The organism is Sphingomonas sp. AP28, from assembly GCF_056680455.1.
Genome location: NZ_CM155283.1, coordinates 1,034,461 through 1,060,610 on the forward strand (window position 1 = coordinate 1,034,461; position 26,150 = coordinate 1,060,610).

Below are 26,150 nucleotides of genomic sequence, written 5' to 3' on the forward strand. Positions count from 1 at the left end.
ATGGCATCCCATGCCTAGCCTAAATTCTGGTTAACCATCGCACCGAACTGCGGATCGTAGCAGCGCTTGCCCCTCACGCCCGCCGCCACTATCCCGCAGCTTTAATGCGAACCTCAGATCACCGCCCCGCCACCCTCATCGACGGCGGCGCCGTCTTCCCGCACCGGCACCTCACCGGTATCGACGGGCTCCAGCCCCACGAGATCGCGTTCCTGCTCGACGAGGCGGAGACGTGGGTCGGCGCTAACCGGACTCATGCGACGCCCGACAAGCGGCTGGCGGGTCTCACCCAGATCAATGCGTTTTTCGAGAACTCGACGCGGACTTTGCTGTCGTTCGAGATCGCGGGCAAGCGGCTGGGGGCGGACGTCGTCAACATGCACGCCGCGCAGTCGAGCGTGAAGAAGGGCGAGACGCTGATCGATACTGCGATGACGCTCAACGCGATGCGCGCGGACGTGATCGTGATCCGGCATATGTCGAGCGGCGCGGTGCGGTTGATCGCGGACAAGGTGGATTGTCCGGTGCTGAACGCGGGCGATGGGCGGCACGAGCATCCGACGCAGGCGCTGCTAGACGCGCTGACGATTCGGCGGCGGAAGGGCTCGATCGCGGGGCAGCGCGTCGTGATCTGTGGCGATCTCCTGCACAGTCGCGTCGCGCGCTCGAACATCCTGGCGCTGACCGCGCTTGCCGCCGAGGTCCGGGTTTGTGCGCCGTCGACGCTGATGCCGCCGATGATCGAGCGGATGGGTGTCACCGCGTTCACCGATTTCGACAGGGCGCTGGAGGGTGCGGACGTGGTGATGATGCTGCGACTTCAGAACGAACGGATGGACGGCGCGTACGTGCCCTCCACGCGTGAGTATCGCCTGCGGTATGGATTGACGCTCGACCGGTTGGCGAAGGCTGCGCCCGACGCGCTGGTGATGCACCCGGGCCCGATGAACCGCGGTGTCGAAATTGACTCCTCGGTCGCCGATCACCCACGCTCGGCGATCACCGAGCAGGTCGAGATGGGCGTCGCCGTCCGCATGGCCTGCCTCGACGTGCTGACCCGAAGAGCACGCGGCGTGGAGGGTTGGGCATGATTCTCGCGCTTACCAACGCAACGCTCGCGTGCCCGGTCGGAGGCGTGACGAAGGGCAATGTGCTGATCCGCGACGGCGTCATCGTCGCGACCGGTATCGTCGATATTCCCGCCGATGCGGAAGTCGTCGATTGCGGCGGCAAGACGGTCGCGCCGGGAATCGTCGATCTCGGCGTGGCGAAGGTCGATCGTGCTGCGTTCCGTGCCGGCGGGATCGTGCGGATCGGCCTGATGCCCGACCAGTCGCCGGTACTGGACGACCCCGGCATCGTCCAGCGAGCGGCGTTGATCGGCAAGCCCGACCTCTGGATCCATCCGATCGCCGCCGCCACGCGTGGTCTCGCGGGACACGACCTCGCAGAGATGGCGATCTGTCTTTCGGCCGGTGCGAAGGCGGTCGGGACGGGGAAGCACTGGATCGCCGACAGCGGCGTGATGCGGCGCGTGCTGGCCTACGCGCGCGACCTCGACGTGACGGTGATAGCGCATGCCGAAGACGGTGGGCTGACCGTCGGAGCCGTTGCAACCGAGGGTGAGACGTCGACACGGCTCGGTCTCCCCGCTGCGCCGGCGATCGCCGAAGCGCTGGCGATCGCGCGCGACCTGATGCTCGCCGAGGACACCGGTGCACGGATCCATATCCGCCAAGTCACGACCGCGGCGGGTTTCGACCTCGTCCGCGCGGCCAAGCGGCGCGGCGTCGCCGTCACCTGCGGCATCACGCCCGCGCATCTACACCTGTCGGAGATCGCGGTCAGCGACTTTCGCAGTTTCGCTTTGCTCTCGCCGCCGCTCCGTGCCGAAAGCGACCGGCGTGCGGCACTCGATGCGATCGCCGACGGCACCATCGACGTGCTGTGTTCGGGCCATGAGCCGCGCGGCCCGGAAGAGAAACGATTGCCGTTCACCGACGCCTCGAATGGTATGGCAGGTGCGGAAACACTCCTGCCCCTCGCGCTCACGCTGGTACGCGACGAGCATCTTACGCTCGAACGCCTGCTTGCGTTGCTGGCAAGCAACCCTGCGCGGATCCTGGGCCTCGATGCAGGGACGCTCGAACCGGGCAAGCCGGCCGACCTGATGCTATTCGACCAGCAGGCGCCGTGGCAGATCGTCGGCGAGGCCTTCAAAGCTGCAGCGGGAAACACCCCGTTCGACGGCTTGCCGGTGCAGGGCCGGGTGATGCGGTTGTGGAAGGGCGGGCGCGAGGTCCGGTGAGCCGGCGTCGGCCTGTCGACACGTCGAACCACGCCGGTAGCGGTTAGCCAATGCCGGCGACGGTGGCACATGGGCGCGCCAGTCCTCGCCGAGTGATGGTCGGGCCTGGGCGTCGGTTCTAGCTTACGAGGCTTCCGTCGGGACGTCGGACGGAACGGGGAAGCCGCGTTACTTGCCCCTAACGCGAAGCCAGCTGCGTGTCGGACTTGCGCGACCACTGCGCCATCGTATCGCCGGCGCCCGTTCTAACGAAGCACGAGCCTCCCCTGGCGCGATATTCACGGCACATCGCGGTCGCGGCGGACCGGCTGAAGCCCCCGACCGAGAGGCGGTAGAAGTCCTCGCCCCTGGCCTTGAAGTTCATACCATTCGGCACAAACCGGGTCAGCATGCCGAACCGACGCGATGCGCGGCCCCACGCATCTTTCGCCACACCGACGTTATCGAACGCGCCAATCTGAACGTACCAGTTTCCTGCCGTTCCCGCCGCCTTGCTTGACTTCACCTCGTACGCCGTGGTCGCCATACCCCGGCCGGTCGCAGAGGGCGTCGCCGCGACCTTGATCGGGCGGTTTGCGGGCCAAAGCATCGTCGCTGGCAAGCCCTGCACGACTTCTGCGCGCGGTCCGAACGCTATCGTCGGGGCGCTGGCGACCATGTTGGCAGCAGGTGCCGCCGCGACGGCAACCGCCGTGGCAGCGACAGGCGCGGTCCCGACAGACGCGACCGCGCCCACCGGATCCGTCGCGGCCAGCGACTGCTCGGCCCTGCCCGGGACGACCGGCGTCGGCGCGTTCAGGGCAAGCGCAATCGGCTGCCCCGCATCCGCGACGGCATGGACGCCCAGCAGGCTCGCGACTTGATCCGATGCATGGGCAGGTTGTGCGAACGTCGCCCATTGTTCAAGGCGCGCATCGACATCCGAAGGGGCCATGTCGGCCTCTGCAACGACGCGCGCCTCCTGCCAGCGTCCAGCCAGCGCAAAGCTCAGCGCAAGATTCTGGCGCGCCTTTGCGCTCGTCGCGGGTGAACGCGCGACATCGGTCAGCATTGCAATGCCGCCAGCGGTATCGCCGGACAACGACAAAGCCAGCCCGAGATCGACCGGGGAAATGCGTTCCGCATTCGCGCTGAGCGTCTGGCGGGCCGACTGCCAATCCCCGGTCGCGACCTGGGCCAAGGCGAGGTTCAGCGCCGCCTTGCCATTGGCTGGCGACAACTGGAGCGTATCCGCGAACGCGCGCGATGCCGAGGCGAAGCGACCAGCCTGGAGATAGCTCTGACCGAGTAGCATGCGGTACGTCGCCGACCGCGGCGCGAACGCCACCGCACGTTCCGCATAGCCGATCGCGACCGGACCGTCGCGGCGCAGCAGCGCAGCCTCCGCTTGCCTCGCATCGCGTATCGCGCCCTTTGCCGTGACCGCGCGGCTTCGATCGCTGGCCGAGGCGATACCGCCGCCATTGGCCGCGCATCCGACCATCGTACCACCTAGCAGCAGGGCGGACATGCCGCCCAGGAGAAGTGCGCGCGTGTTCATCGGGATCATCCCTGTTCCAATGGGTAGGCTAGGCTGGCAGCGGCGCGACGTGCGCATTCGCTTCCGACAAGAATCGAAGAGAGCCACCGCGCATTCGCGGGACGGGACGATCGGTGGATCGCCGCCGTCGCCAATCGCTGGTTGGAATGGCCGCAGCTAAAGAGTCGGGGTACGATGGTTGCCGTCGAGCCCTGTAGGCGCATTATTTTGGGATTGGGTGCGGAGGTGGTGCACATAAGCGACGTCCCCTCTGCGATGCCCTTGCTCAACTCAGTAGACAGCGAGGCGTGCGAATCGATCGACACCATCGGGCCGTGTTCGGCGCGATCAGCCCGGACAGAGAGCAGACCCGTCGAAGCCGTCTCGCCTGATTTCCCGTTCTGCACTGCAAACGCCAACACGCGCATAAGTCCCCGACCCCTGCTATTCGCGAACGAAGTGCCATGTCGGGTTGAAGATGCGGTTAACGCGGCTTCATAATGACTTACCTTGCCGACGATGTTGGACTGGACACACGCTGGCCCTTTGCCTTGCGCGACGAACAGCGGCATGGTGGCGACGAGACGATAAGAGGGATGGCGATGACGGTTCGGCGTAAGCTTTGGGTGGGTGCGGTCGCGTTGAGCGGGATGCTGGCCACCGTCCCCGCGTTCGCCGATGTGAAGGCGGGCGTCGATGCCTGGGCGAAGGGCGACTATGCGCGGGCAATCACCGAGTGGCGCCCGCTGGCGGTGGCGGGCGATGCCGATGCGCAGTTCAATCTAGCGCAGGCGTACAAGCTCGGGCGCGGCGTGACATTGGATCCGGTGCTCGCCGAGAGCTGGTTCCGGAAGGCGGCGCTGCAAGGCCATGTGCAGGCGGCCGACAATTACGGGCTCGCGCTGTTCCAGGCGGGCAAGAAGACGGATGCGCTGCCGTGGCTGCAGAAATCGGTCGCGCATGGCGAACCGCGCGCGCAACTCGTGCTCGGAACGATGCTGTTCAACGGCGACGGCATACCGCGCGATTTTCCGCGGGCTTATGCGCTGATGACGCGGGCTTCGGCATCGGGACTGCAATCCGCCTCGCAGACGCTGGCGCAGATGGACCAGTATATCTCGCCCGCCGACCGCGAGAAGGGTACCGCGCTGGCGCAACAATACGCGTTGCAGTCCACGCCGCCGGGGCCTTCGCGAACGACGGTGGGACAGATGCCGGTGGGGCCATTGCGTACCGCGAGCACGCCACGTCCGTCCAACCTTCCGCCGAGTTCGCTTCCCGCACGAGTTCCCGGGCCGACGCGCGAGCCAGCGCCAACGCGTGAACCCGCGCCTACGCGTGAACCGGTGCGCGAGCCGACACCGGTCAGGCAGGCGCAGGTGAAGCCGCCTAAGCCTGTGCCGGCAAAACCTGTTGCGGCCAAGTCCGTGCCGGTCCGTGCGACGGGCAATTGGCGCGTGCAGCTTGGCGCGTTCCGCGATCAGGGCAATGCCGAGACGCAGTGGAACAAGGTTCGCGGCAAGCTGCGCGGTGCTCAGCCGTTTTACGCGAAGGCCAATGGTGTGACGCGGCTGCAGGCTGGTGGCTTTGCATCGAAGGCGGATGCTACGCGGGCTTGCTCGGCGTCTGGCGTGGCGTGCGTGATCGTCGCGCCCTGAGCGGATGTGCGGGTCTGCGGCGGTACTTTTGACGAGGATTTGCGCATGTTCTTCCTGACCCTGGCGTTGCTGTCCGCGCCATCGACCTGCACCGAGATCAAGCAGCAGTGCCGCGCGTGTCCTACCGCGCCGAGCGTCAAAGGGTGTTCGACGGTCGGGATTGCGTGCCAACCGACGCGTCGCATCTGCGACCCTGCCGTTCCTCCGAAGTCCGTGGCGCGGGCGGACCGGGTGGCTGACAAGAAGGCGCGCTGAGCGATCGTGCCTTTGGCCGGCGGGCGAGCGATCGGGTGCGGCAGGGATCAAATAGCCGGACCGGTCGTTTCGTTTCGACATCGACCGGGAGCTAGATGCATGATTTCGAAGACCTTGGCGCTGGCAGTTGCCGGCGCAACGCTGTTGGCCGCGTGTTCTGGCGAGCAGCCCGCTACTAATAATACCGACGCGATGATGGATAACGGCGTGTCGTTGCGCAACCTTGCCGAGACCGAGGTGGCGGTACCCAAGCCCGAGCAGCTGACGGTCAAGGGCCGGCTGATCCCTACCCCGTCCGATCCGACGTCGCGGCATTTCCTGCTGCGCGAGCGGAAGGCGGCAAGCGGCACGATCATCGCGATCCTGCGGCAGGAGCATGAGGGCAAGGTCGCCTATGCGCGCACCGAGACCGATTGCGGCAAGCGGCTATTCCATGTGCTGGGGGTTGGTCCGAACCGCGCGTTGGTCGAGACCAATGTCGCGCATGACGGTCCTCTGCGGCCGATCAAGGGCCTGCCGTTGCGTGAGGAACTTGCGACGTATGTTTGCAACGCGAGCGGGACGCCGCTGGCGAAGGGGTAAACCTCACTTCTGCGCCCCTCCCTGGAAGGGAGGGGTTGGGGGGTGGGTCGGCCGGTTTGAGCCAACGAGGTTCGAACATGCGGAAACCGACCCACCCCCTGCCCCTCCCTTTCAGGGAGGGGTAATAACCTTATGCTGTGACCCAGTCGCGACGCGCGATGCCCTGAGCGTATAGTAGCGCCGTCAGGTCGCCATGATCGATGCGCGCGGCTGCCGCAGCCGCAACAAGCGGCTTGGCGTGGTAGGCCACGCCCAGCCCGGCCGCCTCGATCATCGCCAGATCGTTCGCACCGTCGCCGACGGCGAGCGATTCTTTGACCACGATCCCCTGCTCGGCGATCGCCGCCCGTAGCGTCGTGAGCTTAGTGTTCGACCCAACGATCGGCTTGGTCACCGTCCCCGTCAGCGTTCCGCCCTCGATCTCCAGCACGTTGGCGATCGCATAGTCGAAGCCGATCTCCTTCGCTACCGGCTCGGCAAACCGCGTGAAGCCGCCCGACACCAGCACCGCGAGAGCCCCACGCGAGCGCATCGTCCGCACCAGCGCCTTCGCGCCCGGCATGATCTTGACGCGTTCGGCTAGGCAGCGTTCGATGTCGCTTTCCGCCAGCCCCTTCAACAGCGCCACGCGAGCGTCGAGCGCCGCTTCGAAATCCAGTTCGCCGCGCATCGCGCGTTCGGTGATTTCGGCGATCTGCGGCTTGATCCCGGCATAGTCGGCGAGTTCGTCGATGCATTCGACGGTGATCATCGTCGAGTCCATGTCGGCGACGATCAACGTCTTGGTGCGCGTCAGGCTCGATTGTACGACGACATCAGTCGCGGGGAATGCCCCCTCGAGCGCGACCCGCGCCGCGTCCGGCGCCATCGCAAAGATCAGGTCGGCCGCCTCGCCCTCATCGATCCAGCCGCTCGCGCCCGGTGCGCAGCCCGCGTCGCGCAGGCGGTCCATCGCGGTCGAAATATCGCCTGCGGTCAGCGTGCCCGAGGCTATAAGCGTTGCCGTGAACATAGAACATCTCCCGAAGGTGGCGCTCATCGCAGGGCCGACCGCGAGCGGCAAGTCCGCGCTCGCGCTCGCCATCGCTGCGCGCCACGATGGCGTCGTCATCAACGCCGACTCCGCGCAGGTCTATGCCGACCTCCGCATCCTCACCGCCCGCCCGTCGGCAGAAGAAGAAGCGAGCGCCCCGCACCGGCTGTTCGGCCATGTCGATGCCGCCGACGCGGCCTACTCCGCCGCGCGCTGGGCCGCCGAGGCGACGCAGGCGATCCGCGACACGCTCGCCGAGCGCAAGCTGCCGATCCTGGTCGGCGGCACCGGGCTCTACATCAGCACGTTGCTCGACGGCATAGCGCCCGTCCCTGCGATCGACCCGGCCCTCCGCGTGGAGGTCCGCGCCCTACCCGTGGCGGAGGCGCACGCCGCACTCGCGCAACTCGACCCGCAAGCTGCGGCCAAGCTCAACGCCGCCGACACCACCCGCGTCGCCCGAGCGCTCGAAGTCGTCCGCGGCACCGGCCGCACGCTCACCGATTGGCAGACCGAGAAGGTCGGCGGGATCGGCGAGACGATCGACGTCCGCGCGCTGATCCTGATCCCCGACCGCGACTGGCTCAACGCGCGCATCGGCCAGCGCTTCGCCGAAATGGCCGACACCAGCCGCGACGAAATCACTGCGCTGCTCGCTCGCACCGACATCCCGCAGGACGCCCCGATCCGCCGCGCGATCGGTGTGCCCGAGATCGCCGCGCTCGTCCGCGGCGAGACCTCGAAACCCGACGCCATCGCCGCCGGATCGCTCGCCACGCGGCGCTATGCCAAGCGCCAGTATACGTGGCTTCGACACCAGCCGCCGCCCGGCTGGACCCGCACCGAAGCGCTCGATCTCTCAACGCGCCTGCAGCAATTTGAAACTATATTGCTCAAATGATGTTTGACACGCATCTTTTATATCGGTAGCCGGCCCCACCACGAGACGCTAAAGGCAGCGTTCTCGCAAAGGATGATATGAAATGACCGAAAAGAGTGGAGCCGATATCCTGATCGAGGCGCTGTGCGATCTCGGCGTGGAGGTCGTCTTCGGCTATCCGGGTGGCGCCGTGCTGCCGATCTACGACGCGCTGTTCCGCAGCGGCCGGATCAAGCACATCCTCGTACGCCACGAACAGGCTGCGACGCATGCCGCGGAAGGCTATGCGCGCTCGACCGGCAAGCCCGGCGTGGTGCTCGTCACCTCGGGCCCCGGCGCGACCAATGCCGTGACCGGCATCACCGACGCGCTGATGGACTCGATCCCGATGGTCGTGATCACCGGCCAGGTGCCGACCGCGCTGATCGGTACCGACGCGTTCCAGGAAGCCGATACCGTCGGCATCACGCGCCATTGCTCGAAGCACAACTATCTCGTGAAGGATCCCGCCAAGCTCGGCGACGTGATCCACGAGGCGTTCCACATCGCTACTTCGGGTCGTCCGGGGCCGGTGGTCGTCGACATTCCCAAGGACGTGCAGGTCGCGACCGCGCGCTACAAGAAGCCCGGCCCGATCCAGCACAAGACCTATCGCCCGCAGGTGAAGGCCGACCAGTCGCAGATCGAGCAGCTCGTCGACATGCTCACCGCGGCCGAACGTCCGATCCTGTACACCGGCGGCGGCATCATCAATTCGGGTCCGGCCGCGAGCCAGTTGCTGTGCGAACTCGTCCGCATCACCGGCGCGCCGGTGACGTCGACGCTGATGGGCCTCGGCGCCTATCCCGCCTCCGGCCCGCAGTGGCTCGGCATGCTCGGGATGCACGGCACGTACGAGGCCAACATGGCGATGAACCAGGCCGACCTCGTCGTCGCGCTCGGCTCGCGCTTCGACGACCGCGTGACCGGGCGGCTGGACGCGTTCAGCCCGAACTCGCGGAAGGTGCATATCGACATCGATCGTTCGTCGGTGAACAAGACCGTGCGCGTCGATCTCGGGATCATCGCGGACGTCGGCCATGCGCTCGAGGACATGGTCCGGATCTGGAAGAGCCGCCAGCATCCGAAACCCGACACGACCGACTGGCAGCGGCGGATCGCCGGCTGGCGTGCGGTGAAGTGCCTCGATTTCCCCGAGAACGACCCGAACGAGATCATGCCGCAGCGCGCGATCCGGGCGCTGTTCGACGCGACGCAGGCGCGCTCGCCGATCATCACGACCGAGGTCGGCCAGCACCAGATGTGGGCCGCCCAGCATTTCGGGTTCGAGAAGCCGAACAAGTGGCTGACGAGCGGCGGTCTCGGCACGATGGGCTACGGCCTGCCCGCCGCGATCGGTGCGCAGCTCGGCAATCCGAACGCGCTGGTGATCGACATCGCCGGCGAGGCGTCGATCCAGATGAACATCCAGGAGCTGGCGACCGCATCGCAATACCGGTTGCCGGTGAAGATCTTCATCCTCAACAACCAGTATATGGGCATGGTCCGCCAGTGGCAGGAGCTCACCTATGAGAGCCGCTATGCCGAGAGCTATTCGGATTCGCTGCCCGATTTCGTGAAGCTCGGCGAGGCGTATGGCTGGAAGGGCATCCTGATCGAGACGCGCGACCAGCTCGACAGCGGGATCGCCGAGATGCTCGCGTATGACGGCCCGGTGATCGTCGACTGCCGCGTGTCGCAGCTGACCAACTGCTTCCCGATGATCCCGTCGGGCGCGGCGCATACCGACATGATCCTGCAGGCGAACGAAGTGTCCGGCACGATGGACGACGAAGCGAAGGCGCTGGTGTGATGGTCGAGCTGTTTCTTCCCCCCTCCCGCATGCGGGAGGGGCCGGGGGTGGGCTCGCGCTCAATCCCGACCGGCATCGCCTGCGGCCATCCGCGCGCCCACCCCCTACCCCCTCCCGCAAGCGGGCGGGGGGGAGACTAAACCATGCACATTTCCCAGGAAAAGGCTGAGCGGCACACGCTCGCCGTCATCGTCGACAACGAACCGGGCATCCTCGCCCGGATCGCCGGCCTGTTCACCGCGCGCGGCTATAATATCGAGAGCCTGACGGTGAGCGAGATCACCGCGGACAAGTCGGTCAGCCGGATAACGATCGTCACCAGCGCGTCGCCGGCGACAATGGAGCAGATCATCGCGCAGCTCGACCGGCTGGTGCCGGTGCACAAGGTTACCGACCTTACTGCACAGGGCGCGCACGTCGAGCGCGAGTTGGCGCTGGTGAAGGTCCGCGGCACCGGCGACCACCGGATCGAGGCGCTGCGCCTCGCCGACGTCTACCGCGCCCGCGTGGTCGATGCGACGACGTCGAGCTTCGTGTTCGAGGTCACCGGCGGGATCGACAAGATTGACAAGTTCGTCGAACTTATGGGTGAAGTCGGTCTGATCGAAGTCGCCCGTACCGGCATCGTCGCGATCGCCCGCGGCAAAGAGCCCGCTTAACACTTCTCCGCTTTTTTAGTTTTGTTCTCCCGCGAAGGGCTTTCCTTCAAAGTAATACTTTGAAGGGCGTCCGAAGGCGGGAGCCCAGCCTGGACCTCCGCCTTCGCGGAGGAACACACCCTATCGAAAGGACCATTTTAATGCGTGTCTATTACGATCGCGACGCCGACCTGAACCTCATCACCGACAAGAAGATCGCGATCGTCGGCTACGGTTCTCAGGGCCACGCCCACGCGCAGAACCTCCGCGATTCGGGCGTCAATGACGTCGCGATCGCACTTCGCGAAGGCTCGGCGACCGCCAAGAAGGCGATCGAGGCGGGCTTCGCGGTCAAGTCGAACAAGGAAGCTGCCGCCTGGGCCGACATCGTCATGATCCTCGCGCCCGACGAGCATCAGGCGGCGATCTACGCTGCCGACCTGCACGACAACCTCAAGCAGGGCGCGACGATCGCGTTCGCCCACGGCCTCAACGTGCATTTCGGCCTGATCGAGCCGCGCGCCGATCTCGACGTCATCATGATCGCGCCGAAGGGCCCCGGCCATACCGTGCGCAGCGAGTACGTCCGCGGCGGCGGCGTCCCCTGCCTGATCGCGATCGACCAGGACAAGTCGGGCAACGCGCACGACATCGCTCTGGCATATGCATCGGGCGTCGGCGGCGGTCGCTCGGGCATCATCGAGACCAACTTCCGCGAGGAATGCGAGACCGACCTGTTCGGCGAGCAGGCCGTGCTGTGCGGCGGGATCACCCACCTGATCCAGGCCGGGTTCGAGACGCTGGTCGAGGCCGGCTACGCGCCCGAGATGGCGTATTTCGAGTGCCTCCACGAGACCAAGCTGATCGTCGACCTGCTGTACGAGGGCGGCATCGCCAACATGCGCTACTCGATCTCGAACACCGCCGAATATGGCGACATCACGACGGGTCCGCGCATCATCACGTCGGAGACTAAGGCCGAGATGAAGCGCGTCCTGGCCGACATCCAGTCGGGGCGGTTCGTCAAGAACTTCATCCTTGACAACCGTGCTGGGCAGCCGGAACTGAAGGCGGCACGCAAGCAGGCGCTGGCGCATCCGATCGAGAAGATCGGGTCGGAATTGCGCGGCATGATGCCTTGGATCGGCAAGAATGCACTGGTGGACAAGGCGAAGAACTGACGTGAACGCGAGCGCGCGAAAGCGCGTGAGCGCGGCCGGCACGACGGAGCCTGCCCATAGGGCACGGCTTCGCCGGGGCCGACGGGCTGGCGTTTCCGCGCGTGCCTCCACCCCGGCAAAGGCCGGGGCCCAGTTGGGAAGGTTCGAGTAACGGAACGCCGTCTTCCGTTAGCGACGTCCCCCAATTGGGCCCCGGCCTTCGCCGGGGTGGTATTATTATTATAAGGTGGGAGCCAGTCTCCCCTTTCTGTTCCCTCGCGAACGCGGGGGTCCAGGGTCTCGGGCGGTGATCGTGGTTTAGCTGGGCCCCCGCGTCCGCGGGGGAACGAGCGCTGGTGGTGCACTACACCGGGAGCGCGAGCGCGACGCCCACCGACCCAATTCCGAAACACTGCGTTGGCATAACGTCGTTTGACGCGCCCGCCCCGCTCGGCCAGCATCGCGCGTCAAACAGGAGACCCCGCATGCGCCTAGTCCTAGCAACCATCCTCTCCCTCACCGCCGCGCCCGTACTGGCCCAGACCGCAGGCGTCCCCGGCGCGCCCGTCAAGGCTCGCGTCGCCGCCGGCACCTACGCGGTCGATCCGAACCACACGCAGGTCACGTGGGCCGTCAACCACATGGGCTTCTCGATGCTCGAAGGGCAGCTCGGCGCGTCGGGGGGCAGCATCACGATCGATCCCGCCAAGCCGAACGCGACCAAGGTCGAGGTGAATTTCGCGATCGACCAGCTCTCGGTTACTGCTGCACCGTTCGCGGGCCATCTGAAGTCGAAGGACTTCTTCGACGCCGCGACCTACCCGACCGCCAAGTTCGTCTCGACCAAGGTCGTCGCGACCGGCGACAAGGCGACGATCACCGGCGATCTTACGCTCAAGGGCGTCACCAAGCCGGTCGTGCTCCAGGCGACCTTCATCGGTGCCGGCGCGAACCCGATGAACAAGAAGCTCAACTTCGGCTTCCGCGCAACGACCTCGATCAAGCGTAGCGACTTCAATATCGGTGCTTACGCTCCGGTCGTGTCAGATAAGGTCGACCTGACGATCAACGCTGCGTTCGCCGCGCAATAATCTGTCAAAATTCCTATCGCGCTGGACACGGGACGTGTCCGCGCGATAGGACGACGTTAATGACGCACGGCCGCCTCCTGCTGCTTCGACTTACGCGCCCTTAGGCGCGCCGATCGTTTGCGCGGTGGCCATGCCCCGTGCCTCGCGCCTAAGGGCTGACCCGAACGCTCCCGACGACACGAGAGACTGGCCATGCTGCGCGACCCATCGACCAAATACCGTCCCTTCCCGCAAGTCGACCTGCCCGATCGCCAATGGCCGTCGAAGACGATCGTCAAGCCACCGCGCTGGCTGTCGACCGATCTGCGCGACGGCAACCAGGCGCTGATCGACCCGATGGATGCGGAGAAGAAGACGCGCTTCTTCGACCTGCTCTGCAAGGTCGGCCTGAAGGAGATCGAGGTCGGATTCCCGAGTGCGGGTGCAACCGAGTTCGACTTCATCTCCGGCCTCGTGAAGACCGGCCGCATCCCCGACGACGTATCGATCCAGGTGCTGACCCAGTCGCGCCGCGACCTGATCGAGACGAGCTTCGCCAGCCTCGTCGGCGCGAAGACTGCGATCGTCCATCTCTACAACGCGGTGTCGCCGGCATGGCGAAAGATCGTGTTCGGGATGGACCGCGCGCAGGTGAAGCAGATCGCCATCGACGGTGCCAAGGTGCTGCGCGACGAAGCCGCCAAGCAGCCGAACGTCCGTTGGCAGTTCGAATATTCGCCGGAAACCTTCTCGACCGCCGAACTCGATTTTAGCCTGGAAGTCTGCGAGGCGGTGATGGACGTCCTCATGCCGACGCCCGAGAACCCGATCATTTTCAACCTGCCCGCGACCGTCGAGTGCGCGACGCCGAACATCTATGCCGACCAGATCGAGTGGTTCGGCCGCAACATCCGCAACCGTGACGCGGTGGCAATTTCACTGCACACGCACAACGATCGCGGCACCGGCGTCGCGGCGGCGGAGCTCGGCATGATGGCGGGCGCGGACCGGGTCGAGGGCTGCCTGCTCGGCAATGGCGAGCGCACCGGCAATTGCGATCTCGTGACCGTCGCGCTCAACATGTACACGCAAGGCGTCGACCCGAAGCTCGACCTGTCGGACATCGACGGCGTCGTGAACACGGTCAATTACTGCACCAACATCCCCGTCCACCCGCGCACACCCTATGCCGGCGACCTGGTCTTCACCGCGTTCTCGGGGTCGCATCAAGACGCGATCAAGAAGGGCTTCGCGGCGCAGGAGGCGAAGAACGACACGTTGTGGGAGGTGCCGTATCTGCCGATCGACCCCGCCGATCTCGGCCGCAGCTACGAGGCGGTTATCCGCGTCAACTCGCAGTCGGGCAAGGGCGGCGTCGCCTGGGTGATCGAGCAGGACAAGGGGCTGAAGCTGCCCAAGCGGTTGCAGGCCGACTTCAGCCGCCACGTGCAGGCCTATGCCGACGAGACTAGCCGCGAGTTGAACGCAGCGGATATCTGGGGCCTGTTCGAACGGACGTACATGCCGCAGGCGGACGACCGGGTCGAGTTGCGCGACTACGAGGAGAGCGGCGCCTCGGGGCAGCGGGTGTTCATCGGTCGCGTCGCGATCGATGGCGAGGAGCGGTCGATCTCGGGGCGCGGCAACGGGCTGATCTCGGGCGTGATCGCGGCGATCGCGGAGTCGACCGGACCGGCTTTGGACGTCGTGGACTATAACGAGCACGCGATCGGCCACGGCGCGGATGCACAGGCTGCGGCGTACGTCGAATGCCGGACGGCCGAGGGCAAGACGGTGTTCGGGGTCGGCATGGATACCGACATCGCCACCGCCTCGGTCCGCGCGGTATTGTCGGCCGCCAACCGAGCCTGATGCGCACCTCCCTCTCCCCTCCGGGGAGAGGGTCGGGGTGAGGGGCAGCCAAGCAGTGCTCCGCCTGGAACAGCCCCTCTCCCCAGCCCTCTCCCCGGAGGGGAGAGGGAGCAGTACATCACTTGCGGTTGCGTAATCCCCAGCACGGGGAGGATCAGCGAGTGCGGACGATCTCGCAGCCGACACGCGCGTCGGGATAGACGTCGGCCTTGACCGTCCGCACCTTCACGCGACGCACTCGCGCATCCGCCAAGCACAGCCCGGCTATCGCCTCGCAGAGCGTCTCCTGCAACGCGAACGGGCGCTCCGCCGTCAGCGTTCGAATCCCCGTGCGGACGAAATCATAGTCGAGCACTTCCTCGATCGCATCCTCGTCGAGCGGGTCTGGATACATCACCGTCATCTCGACAGAGACGACCACCCGCTGCGGCGCCACCTCGTGCGGATGTATGCCGAGCCGCATCATGACTTCGAGCCCGTCGAGGATCGTCGTGAACTCAGCCATGTCGCCCCCCTTGAGCCCGGTCGAACATCACGTCGCTATCGCGCGCCAGAAACCGCTGCCCGCAATCTACGAACAGATTTTGCCCCGTCACGCCCTTCGCGGTCAGCAGCCACGCCACCGCATCCGCGACCGCCTCGGCACCGACCGGTTGCCGTAGCAGATTGTCGCTCGCCACCTCGGCGAACTCCTCGTCGCTCTGGTCCCCGCTCGGCAAGGTCAGCCCCGGCGATACCGCGTTCACCGCAATACGCGGGCCGAGCGCCTGCGCCAGCATCGTCGTTGCCCCCTCCAGCGCGATCTTGCCGCAACTGTACGAGAAGAAGTCCGGGTTGAGGTTGGCCACTTTCTGGTCGAGCACGTTGACCACCGCGCCGTCCACAACATCGTCCTGCGACGCGAGCGCGGAGGCCAACAATACCGGCGCGCCGCAATTGATCGCGCCAAGCTCGGCGAACAGCACCGGATCGACGCTCGGCGGACGATCGAACTCGAACTTCGATGCGCAGTTGACCAGCCCGTCGATCGGCCCCCCGATCGCGGCTCGCGCCGCCGCGAACAGGTCGCCGATCGCTCCGAGATCGCTCAGGTCGCCCGCCACCGCAGCGGCCTGCCCGCCGCCATCGACGATCTCCGCCACCAGCGCCGCCGCCTCGTCCGGCGAATGCCCTTGGTGCACGACAACGGCGTGCCCGTCCGCCGCCAGCCGCCGGACGATCGCCGCACCCAGCCGCTTCGCCCCGCCCGTCACCAGGACGGTTCGCATCAAACGCCGCGCCCCATCAACGCCAGCACTTCCTTGCGGCTGCGTTCGTCGTCGCGGAACACCCCCATCATCCGGCTCGTGACCATCGTCACGCCGGGCGTGCGGACGCCACGCGCGGTCATGCAGGCGTGGCTCGCCTCGATTACCACCGCGACACCCTGCGGCTTGAGGTTCTCCCAGATGCAGTCGGCCACTTCCGCGGTCAGCCGCTCCTGGACCTGCAACCGCCGCGCGAACCCGTGGAGCACGCGCGCGAGCTTCGAGATGCCGACGACATGATTGCGCGGCAGGTACGCGATGTGCGCCTTGCCAATGATCGGCGCCATGTGATGCTCGCAGTGGGACTGGAACGGGATGTCCTTCAAAAGCACGATCTCGTCATAACCGCCGACTTCCTCGAACACGCGCTCGAGATGCTTCGCAGGATCGTCCGCGTAGCCGGCGCAATATTCCTTCCACGCACGTGCAACACGACGCGGTGTGTCGAGCAGCCCCTCGCGGCTCGGATCGTCGCCCGCCCAGCGGATCAGCGTACGGATTGCCGACGCTACGTCTTCGGGCACAATTACCTTGCCGTCGCGACCAATCACATCGGCTTCGACCGGCCGCCCATCGGACCCGTTCAGTTCATCCCGCATCGCAACACCCTTTGTCAGCATACCCAACCATCGGAACATGGGTCCTCTTTTGCAACTGTTTCATTTCAGCAACGTGCCATAAATCCCAGTAATCCGGGGCTCAAAATGCGTTGACGCTAGATCGTTTTCGTCGTTACTTCGCCATACCTGAAAAACTAAATCGTGAATCGGCACAGACCGGCACGATCGGGGAGAGGACTGACATGGCCAAGTTCGAATTGCTCGCCGCCTCGGCGATGATACTCCTGTCGATTGCGCCGGCAATGGCCCAGACGGCCACCACATCGGCTGAAAACGCCAGCCCCACCAATGGCCCCGGGCAGGAAGCGCCGTCGACGCCCGGCACATCGACGCAGACCACCCCCGCCGATACCGCGGCCAGCGCCTATGCGTCTCAGGATATCGTGGTTACCGCGCAACGCCAATCGCAACGTTTGCAGGATGTTCCGATTGCAGTGAGCGCTTTTACCGCGGACACGATCTCGAAGCAGCAGATCGTCAACCCGAGTGCGCTCCAGCAGACGCTGCCCAACGTCACCTTCACCAAGACCAATTTCACCACGTCGAGCTTCACGATCCGCGGCATCGGCGATCTCTGCGTCGGCGCGACCTGCGACCAGGCGACCGCGATCCACGTCAACGACATGCCGCTGGTCACCACGCGACTGTTCGAAAGCGAGTTCTTCGATCTCGAGCGGATCGAGGTCCTGCGCGGCCCGCAGGGTACGCTGTTCGGCCGTAACGCCACCTCGGGCGTGGTCAACTTCATCACCGCCAAGCCGGACCTGTCGGGGATCCACGCCGCCGCCGAAGCCGAGTACGGCAACTATGATTCGAAGCGCGCGCGGGCGATGATCAACCTGCCCTTCACCGACACGCTCGGCATCCGCGTCGCGGGCACGTATCTCAACCGCGACGGCTATACCAAGAACACCTACGACAATTCGAAGATCGACGGGCGCGACCTGTATTCGATCCGCGGCACGTTGTCGTGGGAGCCGACCAGCGATACGCGCGTCGACCTGATCGGCTATTATTTCCGCGAGAAGGACAACCGCAGCCGTATCCAGAAACAGCTCTGCCACCGCGATCCGACCGGCATCCTGGGCTGCCTTCCCGACCGGCTCGCGAACGAAACGCCGAACGGCAACTCGACGCTGGCAGCGACGCTTGCCTCGACACAGTATTTCGGGATTGCCGGCACGCAGCTCGGGCATCCGGAGATTGCCGCGATCGGCCTGCAGAACCTGTATGCGACCGACACCTATGCCGGGGTCGTCAATCCCGGCGACGTCCGCACCGTCCGGATCGACTCCAACCCGACCTATTTCGCCGAGGAAGAGCAGTACACCGCCAAGATCTTCCATGATTTCGGTCCGGTTTCGTTTAACTTCACGGGCGGGTTCTCGCGCAACACGGTCGACAGCACGACCGACTTCAACCTCGCGGTCGAGAACCCGCTCGCGGGCAATGTCGGCCTGAACACGTTGAACGCGATTGGCCGCCCCGGCGTGGTGATCCCGCTGCCCGGCGGTGCGCTGGTCAATACTGGCTATCTCAATGGCGTCCGTTCCGTGCTGATCCCCAATGGCCCGGCCGGCGGCGCGTGCCAGTCGGGTGCCGATCCGAACAATGTCGGCGTGTTCGGCGGCAACGGCATCGGCTGTTACGCGCAGAGCCTCGACGTCGATCGCTCGCGCCAGGTGAACAGGCAATATTCGGCCGAGGCGCATATCGACAGCTCGTTCGACGGCATGTTCAACTTCCTGCTGGGCGGCATCTATGTCGACTCGCGCAGCCAGAACACCGACTATTTCGTCAACGCGTTCGGGCTGGATTACGCATCGGGCGTGCTCGGCGCGGCCAGCTCGGCGGCGATCCCGGGCGTCAACGGCAACGCGTTCCTCGCGACGCCGTTCTACCGCAACGACGGCGACGATTTCCGCCTGAAATCCTACGGGATCTTCGGCGAGACCTATTTCGAGTTCAACGACAAGCTGAAGCTGACGCTCGGCCTGCGCTACAACCACGACGAGAAGGACGTGAAAGCGCGCAACATCACGCTGAACGTGCTGACCCCGATCGGCGCGTCGAACATGACGCAGGGGCTGAACTACACCACCACCGACTTCGACTCCACGCGCGCCGGGGTACAGGAATACGCGCTCGACAAGGTCAGCTTCTCGCGGCTGACGGGGCGTGCGGTGATCGACTACAAAATCTCGCCGGACAATCTGATCTACGCGTCCTATTCGCGCGGCTACAAGTCGGGCGGCATCAATCCGCCCTTGCCCGCGACCTTCTCGGTGCCGACGACCTTCACGCCCGAGAAGATCGACTCGTTCGAGATCGGGTCGAAGAATACCTTCGGTAACGGCGCGTTGCGGCTGAATGTCACGGGCTTCTACTACAAGTACAAGCAGTTGCAGCTGAGCCGGATCGTCGCGCGGACTGCGGTCAACGACAATGTCGACGCCAATGTCTACGGCGTCGAGGCGGAAGCGATCCTCAGCCCGATCCCGGCGTTCGTCGTCAACATGAACGCGAGCTATCTCCACAGCGAGGTGTCGGCGGACAAGTTCCTGGTCAATCCGCGCGATCCGTCGGGCGGCCGCTCGGATGCGGTGATCATCAAGGACCTGCAGAGCGCCGCAAACTGCGCGGTCGTGCCGACCACCGCGGGCAATATCGTCGGGGTGAACACGTATGTCGGCGCGGTGAACTCAGGTCTCGGCCTGCGCGCACCCGTGGCGATCCCGACGACCAACACCACCGGCGCGTACAGCCTGTGTTCGGTGCTGGCTTCCACTGCGGCCAATCCTCCGGCGGCGCTGCGCGCGCTGTTCGGCGTCCCGACCGGTGCTCTGCCGTACAGCGTCATCGACGGCGTCGGCGTCAACATCCGCGGCGGCAAGCTGCCTCAGGCACCGACCTACAAATTCTCGGCGGGCGCGCAGTACACGATCGGGTTCGGCAACGGCATGTCGATCGTGCCGCGCGTGGATCTGAACTACACCGGCGGCTTTACAGCCTCGATCTTCAACCAGCTGGTCGACCGCGTGCAGGGCTATGAGGTGATCAACGCGCAGGTGCAGCTGAACGGCGCCGAAGACCGCTGGTTCCTGCGCGGCTTCGTGCAGAATTTGACGAACAGCGACTCGATCACGGGCCAGGCGGTCGGCGACCAGTCGTCGGGGCTGTTCACGAATATCTTTACGATCGACCCGCGGCGGTATGGCATTGCGGCTGGGTTCAAGTTCTAAGCGAGGACGCAAACGATCCTCCCCCGCCAGGGGGAGGCGGCGCTTAAGACGTCGGAGGGGGAGGACTCGGAGCAGAGGGCGGTGCGTGCCTCCCCCTCCGTCTGGCAAGTGCCAGCCACCTCCCCCTTGCGGGGGAGGATTTAAAGGCCCTCCCCGCCTCGCAATGACGGGGACACTAACCGGTCTCCCGGCTGCGTGACAGAACCGGAGCAAGGTGCCTGCCGTACGGCACCGACTTGAGCTTTCGAAGGATCGCTACCGCATTGCTCCCCTCCCTGAAATGGAGGGGTTGGGGGTGGGCCGGTCTGGATTGGCCGCGGCGTTTACCAAGCAGCCTACCCACCCCCGGCCCCTCCCTTTAAGGGAGGGGGAAGATAGCAGATGCCCCTCCTCACCGGAGGGAAGAGACGATCACTTCAGGCGCTTGGCGTGCCACGCCACGTGATCCGCCATGAAGGTCGAGATGAAATTGTAGCTGTGATCATACCCCGGCTGCATCCGCAACGTCAGGCCGATCCCCGCCGCCTCGCAAGCCTCAGCTAGCAACTCGGGCTTCAACTGCTCGGCGAGGAAACCGTCCGCGTCCCCCTGATCGACCAGGATGTCCATCACCCGCGCGCCATCTTCGATCAGCGCGCACGCGTCGTACGCCCGCCATGTCGTCCGGTCCGGCCCGAGATATCCGCCGAGCGCCTTCTCGCCCCAAGCGCACTGCAACGGCGCCACGATCGGGGCGAACGCCGAAACGCTCCGGAAGCGCTCCGGATTGCGCAGCGCGATCGTCAGCGCGCCATGGCCGCCCATCGAGTGGCCAAAGATCCCCTGCCGCGTCATGTCCGCCATCGGAAACTCCGTCGCGATCAGCGCGGGCAGCTCGTCCTCGACGTAGGACCGCATCCGGAAATTCTTCGCCCAAGGCTCTTCCGTCGCATCGACATAGAAGCCCGCGCCCTTGCCGAAGTCGTACGCCTCGTCGTCGGGCACGTCGTCGCCGCGGGGCGAGGTATCCGGCGCGACCAGTATGACGCCAAGCTCGGCACACGTGCGCCGATACTGGCCCTTGTCCATGACGTTGGCGTGCGTGCAGGTCAGCCCCGACAGGAACCACAGCACCGGCAAACGCGCGCCCTCGTCATGCGGAGGGACGTAGGCCGCGAAGGTCATGTCGGCGCCGGTTGCGGTCGATGCGTGGCGGTAGACGCCCTGCGTGCCGCCATACGCCTTGCTGGTGGATACGGTTTCCATCACGCGATCCGGTGCAATGCGCAAAGCTTGTTGCCCGACGGATCGCGCAGATAGGCCAGATACATCGTGCGACCAGCGGTACCCTGGCGGATACCAGGGGGATCCTCGCACGCGGTCCCGCCATTCGCGAGACCCGCGGCGTGCCACGCATCGGCGGCCTTGGGCGACGCAGCGACGAAGCCCATCGTGCTGCCGTTGCCATGGCTTGCCGGCTGCCCGTCGATCGGCTTCGTCAGCAGGAAACGGCCGCCAGCGTGTGCGTAGACCACCCGCCCCCATTCATCGACGACGCCCTCGGGCACGCCGAGCGCGCCCAAAGCCGCGTCGTAGAACGCCTTCGACGCGGTGATATCGTCGGCACCGAGCATGATATGGCTGAACATGGCCCCGCCCCTCAGTAGATCACGACGGAGCGGATGCTCTCGCCGGCGTGCATCAGGTCGAAGCCCTTGTTGATCTCGTCGAGCGTCAGGCGGTGCGTAATCATCGGGTCGATCTCGATCATCCCGTTCATGTACCAGTCGACGATCTTCGGTGTATCGGTCCGCCCGCGCGCGCCGCCGAACGCGGTGCCGCGCCAGTTGCGCCCGGTGACGAGCTGGAACGGCCGCGTCGAGATCTCCTTGCCCGCCTCGGCCACGCCGATCACGATCGAGGTGCCCCAGCCGCGGTGGCACGCCTCGAGCGCCTGCCGCATCACGGTCGTGTTGCCGGTCGCGTCGAAGGTGTAGTCCGCGCCGCCGTCTGTGAGCGCGACGATGTGCTGGACGATGTCGCCGACATCCTTGGGATTGGCGAAGTGGGTCATGCCGAAGCGCCGGCCCCATTCCTCGCGGTCCGGATTGATGTCGACGCCGACGATCATCCCGGCGCCGGCAAGCCGCGCGCCCTGGATCACGTTCAGCCCGATCCCGCCGAGCCCGAACACGACGACCGTGTCACCCGGCTGGACCTTGGCGGTATGCACCACCGCGCCGACGCCCGTCGTGACGCCGCAGCCGACGTAACACGAGGTATCGAACGGCGCGTCCTCGCGGATCTTCGCCACCGCGATCTCCGGCAACACCGTGAAGTTCGAGAAGGTCGAGCAGCCCATGTAGTGGAAGATCGGCTGGCCCTTATAGCTGAACCGCGTCGTGCCGTCGGGCATCAGCCCCTTGCCCTGCGTCGCGCGGATAGCAGTGCACAGGTTGGTCTTCTGGCTAAGGCACGACTTACACTGGCGGCACTCGGGCGTGTAGAGCGGGATGACGTGATCGCCGACCGCGACGCTGGTCACGCCCGCGCCGATCTCGCGGACGATTCCGGCACCTTCATGGCCGAGAACGCTCGGAAACAACCCTTCCGAATCAAGCCCGTCGAGCGTGTACGCGTCGGTATGACAGATGCCCGTGGCCATGATTTCGACGAGCACTTCGCCGAATTTCGGCCCTTCGAGGTCGAGTTCGACGATCTCGAGCGGTTTTTTTGCCTCGAAGGCTACGGCGGCGCGGGTCTTCATGGGTGGGTCTCCTTGATTGCCGCCCTGATGGCCCTCGCGCCACGTCTCCGCAACCCGCAGGCGATGCAACCAATGCCGCGTTGCCGCGCTTGATCCTTTCAAATCAAGGAGATGGCGCGATGAAGGATCCGAAGAAGGGCGACGAGGTCACCTGGAAATCGCACGGCGGCGAAGCGCACGGCACTGTCGAGAAGAAGCAGACCAGCGATACGAAGATCAAGGGCCACACCGTCAAGGCGTCCAAGGAGGAGCCGCAGTTCATCGTAAGGAGTGACAAGGGCGGCAAGGCAGCGCACAAGGCGGACGCGCTCACCAAGGCGTGACCACGCGCGCAGTGCCTAACGCACGCGCGCAACAGGAAGGAATGCTTATGGCTACAGCTCCCAAGACCGGCGGCATCCACGCCCCCGTCCAGCCCTCTCCCGAGCTCGGCGAGATCGTCGGCAACGACAAGCTCCCGCGCAGCGAAGTGATCAGCAAGGTCTGGGTCTACATCAAGGCCCACAACCTGCAGAACCCCGAGAACAAGCGCGAGATCCTCGCGGACGAGAAGCTGAAGAAGGTTTTCGGGCGTGACAAGTGCACGATGTTCGAAATGAACAAGTACATCTCGCAGCACGTCAAGGCCTAACCGCCCGCACTGCACGGCAAGCGGCGACGGGGCATCGTGAGCGATACCCGTCGCCCCTTGATCGGACTCGTCGAGGGGTCGAGATACCGAAATATCGTCGTTGCTCGAACGCGATTGTGCACGACCGGACGCGATCCCCGCGCTTGATCGTCCCACCCGACCGGCGTATTGCGTCGGCCAATGCCCCCGTAGCTCAGCCGGATAGAGCGACGGTTTCCTAAACCGTAGGCCGCGTGTTCAAATCTCGCCGGGGGCACCAGCTTTTCCTCAGTAGGCGTTGCCGTTTGGGTCGCATCCGGACGCCGGAAGGCCGGCACGTTTATCCGCAGCAGCGTTTGGATTTCTTTCCCGAACCGCATGAACATGGATCGTTTCGGCCGATCTTCGTCGGCGTGGCGACCACCGGCGTGCCTGATGATGCACCCGCGCTTTGGGAATGCGCTGCATGGAGTTTCAGGACGGCGGCGACGATCTGCGCTGGGGCGTGCGCGTCGAGGGCGTTTACCTCGACGCTGTCGAGTTCGGTCTCGTTGGTGACGATCGCGATCAGCGACATGATCTGCGCCACGGCTTCGGCGGTATCGGTATCGGTGCCGTTGCCCAACGCCGTCCAGCTTTCCGGCCTGAGTGCCACCGCTTCGGCGAAACCATCGATCCAGGCTTCCCAGAGGACATCGCCATTGCGGTCGTCGGTGTCGAATATCGGCTGAGGCTTGCTGCGGGTCAGGTCGCGGACGATCTCGGCGTAGCGTGCCATCACCGCATCGACGAACCACTGGACGTCGGCGGGATCGTCGAACGGCGGGTCGACGCTGTCGTCCGAACCCCAGATGCTCTGGAGCCACTCGCTCTGCGGGATCGTGTCGGGGCCTACCACCAAGCCTGTCAGAAAACCGTCGAGTTCGGTGAGCAGCATCGGCTCCTCGAGCGGAAGATCGGCGAGCGCGCCGTCGAGGCGTCGGAAACGGGAGGGAAGGTTTTTCATGGGTTCTGGTCGGCTGCCTTGGAGAATGCAGTGCGTCATAGCCTGCCGATGATGTGCGCTGCCAGCGACGAGTGGCGCAAAGCCCTGCGCCCACCGGAATGGACGGGGGGCGTGACACTTGCCTCGTGCGGGCGATCCTTCCATTGCATTCGCGTCGCCCACCGGACCGGGAATTCGTACGTGATCAGAACCCTTTGCCGTTTCGCCGCGCTGGCCTCGATCGCGACGATGGCTCCGGCGCAGCAGATCTCGCCTTCGTCGGTTCGATCGCCCGCCGACCTCTACGGCGCGTTGTTCGACGCCGTGCAGCAAGGCCATGTTTTCGCGGATGGAAAGACGTTCGTCGACGCCGTCCCCAACCGTGCGGCCGAGGCGATCATGGCCGACTATGTGCGGGTCAAACCCACCGGCCCCGCGCTGAAGGCGTTCGTGCTCGCCAATTTCGTGGTGCCTGGCGAGAATGATCGGGGCTCGGGCGATCTCAGGACGCACGTCCGGACGCTCTGGCCGCAACTCGTGCGCCAGCCGGTTGCGCCGGTCGCGGGCAGTTCCGCGCTGCCGCTCCCGGCCCCCTATGTCGTGCCGGGCGGACGTTTTCGCGAAATATATTACTGGGACAGCTACTTCACGATGCTGGGGCTGAAGGTCGATGGCCAGCAACCGCTCGTTGAATCGATGCTCGACGATTTCACCAGCCTGATCGAGCGGTATGGGCATATCCCGAACGGGACGCGGACCTATTATCTCAGCCGGTCGCAGCCGCCTTATTACGCGCTGATGCTTGATCTCTCGACCAGCACCGATCTCGCGGTGGCGAAGCGTCGGCTGGCGGCACTGCGCGCCGAGCACGCGTTCTGGATGAAGGGCACGACGTGCCTGGCCGGGAAGCCCGCCTGCCTCCGCGTGGTGCGGATGCCAGACGGGAGCATGCTGAACCGCTATTACGACGACCGCGATACGCCGCGTGACGAATCCTATGCCGAGGACGTCGAGACCGCGGCAAAGGCTGCTCCCCGCCCCGCCGCCGACACGCAGCGCAACCTGCGTGCGGGTGCGGAGAGCGGGTGGGACTTCAGTTCGCGCTGGCTCCGCGATCCGAAGTCGCTCGCAACGGTCCACACCACCGACATCGTGCCCGTCGATCTCAACAGCCTGTTGTGGGCAATGGAGCGCCGCATCGCGGAAGGCTGTCGTACGGCTGACGACGCACCCTGCGCGGCTGCGTTCACGACGCTCGCGGCGAAGCGCAAGACCGCGATTGACCGCTACCTCTGGCAAGCCACCAGCGCGCGTTACGCCGACTGGGACCTGTCAACGCGCAAGCCCACCGCCAGCACCAACGCCGCCATGCTCCATCCGCTGTTCGTCGGACTTGCCTCGCCGGTGCAGGCGAAAGCGGTGGCCGCGACGGTGCGCAAGTCGCTGGTGGCGGAGGGCGGCCTGCGGACGACCACGCTGAACACCGGGCAGCAATGGGACGAACCCAACGGCTGGGCGCCGCTGCAATGGGTCGCGATCGCCGGGCTGGCGCGGAACGGCGAACCGGCGCTCGCGAAGGACATCGCCAGGCGGTGGCTCGGGACCGTCGGCGCGGCCTATGCCGAAACGGGCAAGATGCTGGAAAAATACAATATCGAGCAGCGTACGCCGGGTGGTGGCGGCGAATATCCGGTGCAGGACGGCTTCGGCTGGACCAACGGCGTGACCAGCGCGATCCTCGACCGCTATCCCGACCTGGCGCAGAAGGCGAAGTAAGGCAGGCGCCAGCGAACGTTCCGGCGGCAATGGTTGC

Annotated in this window: 24 protein-coding genes and 1 tRNA gene; 16 read left to right on the forward strand and 9 right to left on the reverse strand. The window is 65.5% G+C overall.

The genetic code is table 11. The annotated features are described in order from the left end of the window. The first annotated feature begins 104 nt into the window (after positions 1 to 104). Positions 105 to 1,091 carry an aspartate carbamoyltransferase catalytic subunit gene (locus AC1MH0_RS04630; protein WP_480964906.1) on the forward strand — a complete coding sequence of 329 codons (987 nt, stop codon included), beginning with the start codon at positions 105 to 107 and terminating at the stop codon, positions 1,089 to 1,091. Next, positions 1,088 to 2,308, forward strand: coding sequence for a dihydroorotase (locus AC1MH0_RS04635; protein ID WP_480964907.1), 1,221 nt, complete (start codon positions 1,088 to 1,090; stop codon positions 2,306 to 2,308). Before AC1MH0_RS04630 ends, AC1MH0_RS04635 begins: the two co-directional genes overlap by 4 nt. 178 nt (positions 2,309 to 2,486) lie before the next feature. Here the strand turns inward: AC1MH0_RS04635 and AC1MH0_RS04640 are convergent, their stop codons facing one another. Then, a complete protein-coding gene (locus tag AC1MH0_RS04640; protein ID WP_480964908.1) occupies positions 2,487 to 3,848 on the reverse strand; it encodes an SPOR domain-containing protein in 1,362 nt (453 codons plus the stop codon). 479 nt (positions 3,849 to 4,327) lie between these two features. On the opposite strand from AC1MH0_RS04640, the gene AC1MH0_RS04645 reads away from it, so the two are divergent. The 3 genes from AC1MH0_RS04645 (at position 4,328) to AC1MH0_RS04655 (ending at position 6,322) form a co-directional block, all read left to right on the forward strand. Next, on the forward strand, positions 4,328 to 5,485 hold the full coding sequence (locus AC1MH0_RS04645) for an SPOR domain-containing protein (protein WP_480964909.1): 1,158 nt from the start codon (positions 4,328 to 4,330) through the stop codon (positions 5,483 to 5,485). Positions 5,486 to 5,530: 45 nt separating this feature from the next. Beyond that, complete coding sequence (locus AC1MH0_RS04650) at positions 5,531 to 5,740, forward strand: hypothetical protein (protein ID WP_480964910.1); 210 nt, start codon at positions 5,531 to 5,533, stop codon at positions 5,738 to 5,740. Between the two features lie 99 nt (positions 5,741 to 5,839). Beyond that, on the forward strand, positions 5,840 to 6,322 hold the full coding sequence (locus AC1MH0_RS04655) for a hypothetical protein (RefSeq protein WP_480964911.1): 483 nt from the start codon (positions 5,840 to 5,842) through the stop codon (positions 6,320 to 6,322). 130 nt (positions 6,323 to 6,452) lie between these two features. Here the strand turns inward: AC1MH0_RS04655 and serB are convergent, their stop codons facing one another. Beyond that, positions 6,453 to 7,334: a phosphoserine phosphatase SerB gene (gene serB, locus AC1MH0_RS04660; RefSeq protein ID WP_480964912.1), complete on the reverse strand. Its 882-nt coding sequence runs from the start codon at positions 7,332 to 7,334 to the stop codon at positions 6,453 to 6,455. Between serB and miaA the strand changes: the two genes are divergently transcribed. From miaA to leuA, 6 genes are all read left to right on the forward strand, one after another. After that, positions 7,327 to 8,256, forward strand: a complete 930-nt coding sequence (miaA, locus tag AC1MH0_RS04665) for a tRNA (adenosine(37)-N6)-dimethylallyltransferase MiaA (protein WP_480964913.1) — start codon at positions 7,327 to 7,329, stop codon at positions 8,254 to 8,256. The genes serB and miaA overlap by 8 nt on opposite strands. An 82-nt stretch (positions 8,257 to 8,338) precedes the next feature. Further along, on the forward strand, positions 8,339 to 10,087 hold the full coding sequence (locus tag AC1MH0_RS04670) for an acetolactate synthase 3 large subunit (protein WP_480964914.1): 1,749 nt from the start codon (positions 8,339 to 8,341) through the stop codon (positions 10,085 to 10,087). A 143-nt stretch (positions 10,088 to 10,230) separates the two neighbouring features. Then, positions 10,231 to 10,746, forward strand: a complete 516-nt coding sequence (ilvN, locus tag AC1MH0_RS04675; protein ID WP_056048113.1) for an acetolactate synthase small subunit — start codon at positions 10,231 to 10,233, stop codon at positions 10,744 to 10,746. 140 nt (positions 10,747 to 10,886) lie between these two features. Beyond that, on the forward strand, positions 10,887 to 11,906 hold the full coding sequence (ilvC, locus tag AC1MH0_RS04680) for a ketol-acid reductoisomerase (RefSeq protein ID WP_480964915.1): 1,020 nt from the start codon (positions 10,887 to 10,889) through the stop codon (positions 11,904 to 11,906). A 464-nt stretch (positions 11,907 to 12,370) separates the two neighbouring features. Further along, entirely contained in the window at positions 12,371 to 12,976 is a 606-nt protein-coding gene (locus AC1MH0_RS04685; protein ID WP_480964916.1) for a YceI family protein, read from the forward strand. Positions 12,977 to 13,168: 192 nt separating this feature from the next. Next, on the forward strand, positions 13,169 to 14,827 hold the full coding sequence (leuA, locus tag AC1MH0_RS04690) for a 2-isopropylmalate synthase (protein WP_480964917.1): 1,659 nt from the start codon (positions 13,169 to 13,171) through the stop codon (positions 14,825 to 14,827). Positions 14,828 to 14,981: 154 nt separating this feature from the next. On the opposite strand, the gene AC1MH0_RS04695 is transcribed toward leuA, so the two are convergent. From AC1MH0_RS04695 to folE, 3 genes are read right to left on the reverse strand one after another with little or no spacing between them, the layout of a single operon-like run. Continuing rightward, entirely contained in the window at positions 14,982 to 15,332 is a 351-nt protein-coding gene (locus AC1MH0_RS04695; RefSeq protein WP_480964918.1) for a dihydroneopterin aldolase, read from the reverse strand. Continuing rightward, positions 15,325 to 16,095: an SDR family NAD(P)-dependent oxidoreductase gene (locus AC1MH0_RS04700; protein ID WP_480964919.1), complete on the reverse strand. Its 771-nt coding sequence runs from the start codon at positions 16,093 to 16,095 to the stop codon at positions 15,325 to 15,327. The genes AC1MH0_RS04695 and AC1MH0_RS04700 overlap by 8 nt, the downstream gene beginning before the upstream one ends. Continuing rightward, on the reverse strand, positions 16,095 to 16,733 hold the full coding sequence (gene folE, locus AC1MH0_RS04705) for a GTP cyclohydrolase I FolE (protein ID WP_480964920.1): 639 nt from the start codon (positions 16,731 to 16,733) through the stop codon (positions 16,095 to 16,097). The genes AC1MH0_RS04700 and folE overlap by 1 nt, the downstream gene beginning before the upstream one ends. A 203-nt stretch (positions 16,734 to 16,936) precedes the next feature. Here folE and AC1MH0_RS04710 point away from each other — a divergent pair, with 203 nt between their 5' ends. Further along, entirely contained in the window at positions 16,937 to 19,996 is a 3,060-nt protein-coding gene (locus AC1MH0_RS04710) for a TonB-dependent receptor domain-containing protein (protein WP_480964921.1), read from the forward strand. Positions 19,997 to 20,407: 411 nt separating this feature from the next. Here AC1MH0_RS04710 and fghA read toward each other — a convergent pair whose 3' ends face one another. Genes fghA through AC1MH0_RS04725 form a run of 3 tightly spaced genes read right to left on the reverse strand, consistent with a single transcriptional unit; the run spans position 20,408 to position 22,742 of the window. Then, positions 20,408 to 21,241 carry an S-formylglutathione hydrolase gene (gene fghA / locus AC1MH0_RS04715; protein ID WP_480964922.1) on the reverse strand — a complete coding sequence of 278 codons (834 nt, stop codon included), beginning with the start codon at positions 21,239 to 21,241 and terminating at the stop codon, positions 20,408 to 20,410. Further along, entirely contained in the window at positions 21,241 to 21,624 is a 384-nt protein-coding gene (locus tag AC1MH0_RS04720; protein ID WP_480964923.1) for a VOC family protein, read from the reverse strand. The genes fghA and AC1MH0_RS04720 overlap by 1 nt, the downstream gene beginning before the upstream one ends. An 11-nt stretch (positions 21,625 to 21,635) precedes the next feature. Continuing rightward, positions 21,636 to 22,742 (reverse strand): S-(hydroxymethyl)glutathione dehydrogenase/class III alcohol dehydrogenase, encoded by a 1,107-nt coding sequence (locus tag AC1MH0_RS04725; RefSeq protein ID WP_107954987.1) that lies wholly within the window; start codon positions 22,740 to 22,742, stop codon positions 21,636 to 21,638. 119 nt (positions 22,743 to 22,861) lie between these two features. Between AC1MH0_RS04725 and AC1MH0_RS04730 the strand changes: the two genes are divergently transcribed. The 3 genes from AC1MH0_RS04730 to AC1MH0_RS04740 all read left to right on the forward strand — a co-directional run bounded on the left by AC1MH0_RS04730 (position 22,862) and on the right by AC1MH0_RS04740 (position 23,632). Then, the gene (locus tag AC1MH0_RS04730) at positions 22,862 to 23,065 is read left to right on the forward strand and encodes a hypervirulence associated TUDOR domain-containing protein (protein WP_056048079.1); all 204 of its coding nucleotides are present in this window, start codon (positions 22,862 to 22,864) and stop codon (positions 23,063 to 23,065) included. 47 nt (positions 23,066 to 23,112) lie between these two features. Then, positions 23,113 to 23,373 carry an SWIB/MDM2 domain-containing protein gene (locus AC1MH0_RS04735; RefSeq protein WP_031394799.1) on the forward strand — a complete coding sequence of 87 codons (261 nt, stop codon included), beginning with the start codon at positions 23,113 to 23,115 and terminating at the stop codon, positions 23,371 to 23,373. A gap of 182 nt (positions 23,374 to 23,555) precedes the next feature. Then, positions 23,556 to 23,632: transfer RNA gene (locus AC1MH0_RS04740), tRNA-Arg, on the forward strand. 60 nt (positions 23,633 to 23,692) lie between these two features. Here AC1MH0_RS04740 and AC1MH0_RS04745 read toward each other — a convergent pair. Then, positions 23,693 to 24,358, reverse strand: a complete 666-nt coding sequence (locus tag AC1MH0_RS04745) for a UPF0149 family protein (protein WP_480964924.1) — start codon at positions 24,356 to 24,358, stop codon at positions 23,693 to 23,695. Between the two features lie 228 nt (positions 24,359 to 24,586). Here AC1MH0_RS04745 and treF point away from each other — a divergent pair, with 228 nt between their 5' ends. Beyond that, positions 24,587 to 26,113, forward strand: coding sequence for an alpha,alpha-trehalase TreF (gene treF / locus AC1MH0_RS04750; protein ID WP_480965677.1), 1,527 nt, complete (start codon positions 24,587 to 24,589; stop codon positions 26,111 to 26,113). Positions 26,114 to 26,150 lie beyond the last annotated feature (37 nt).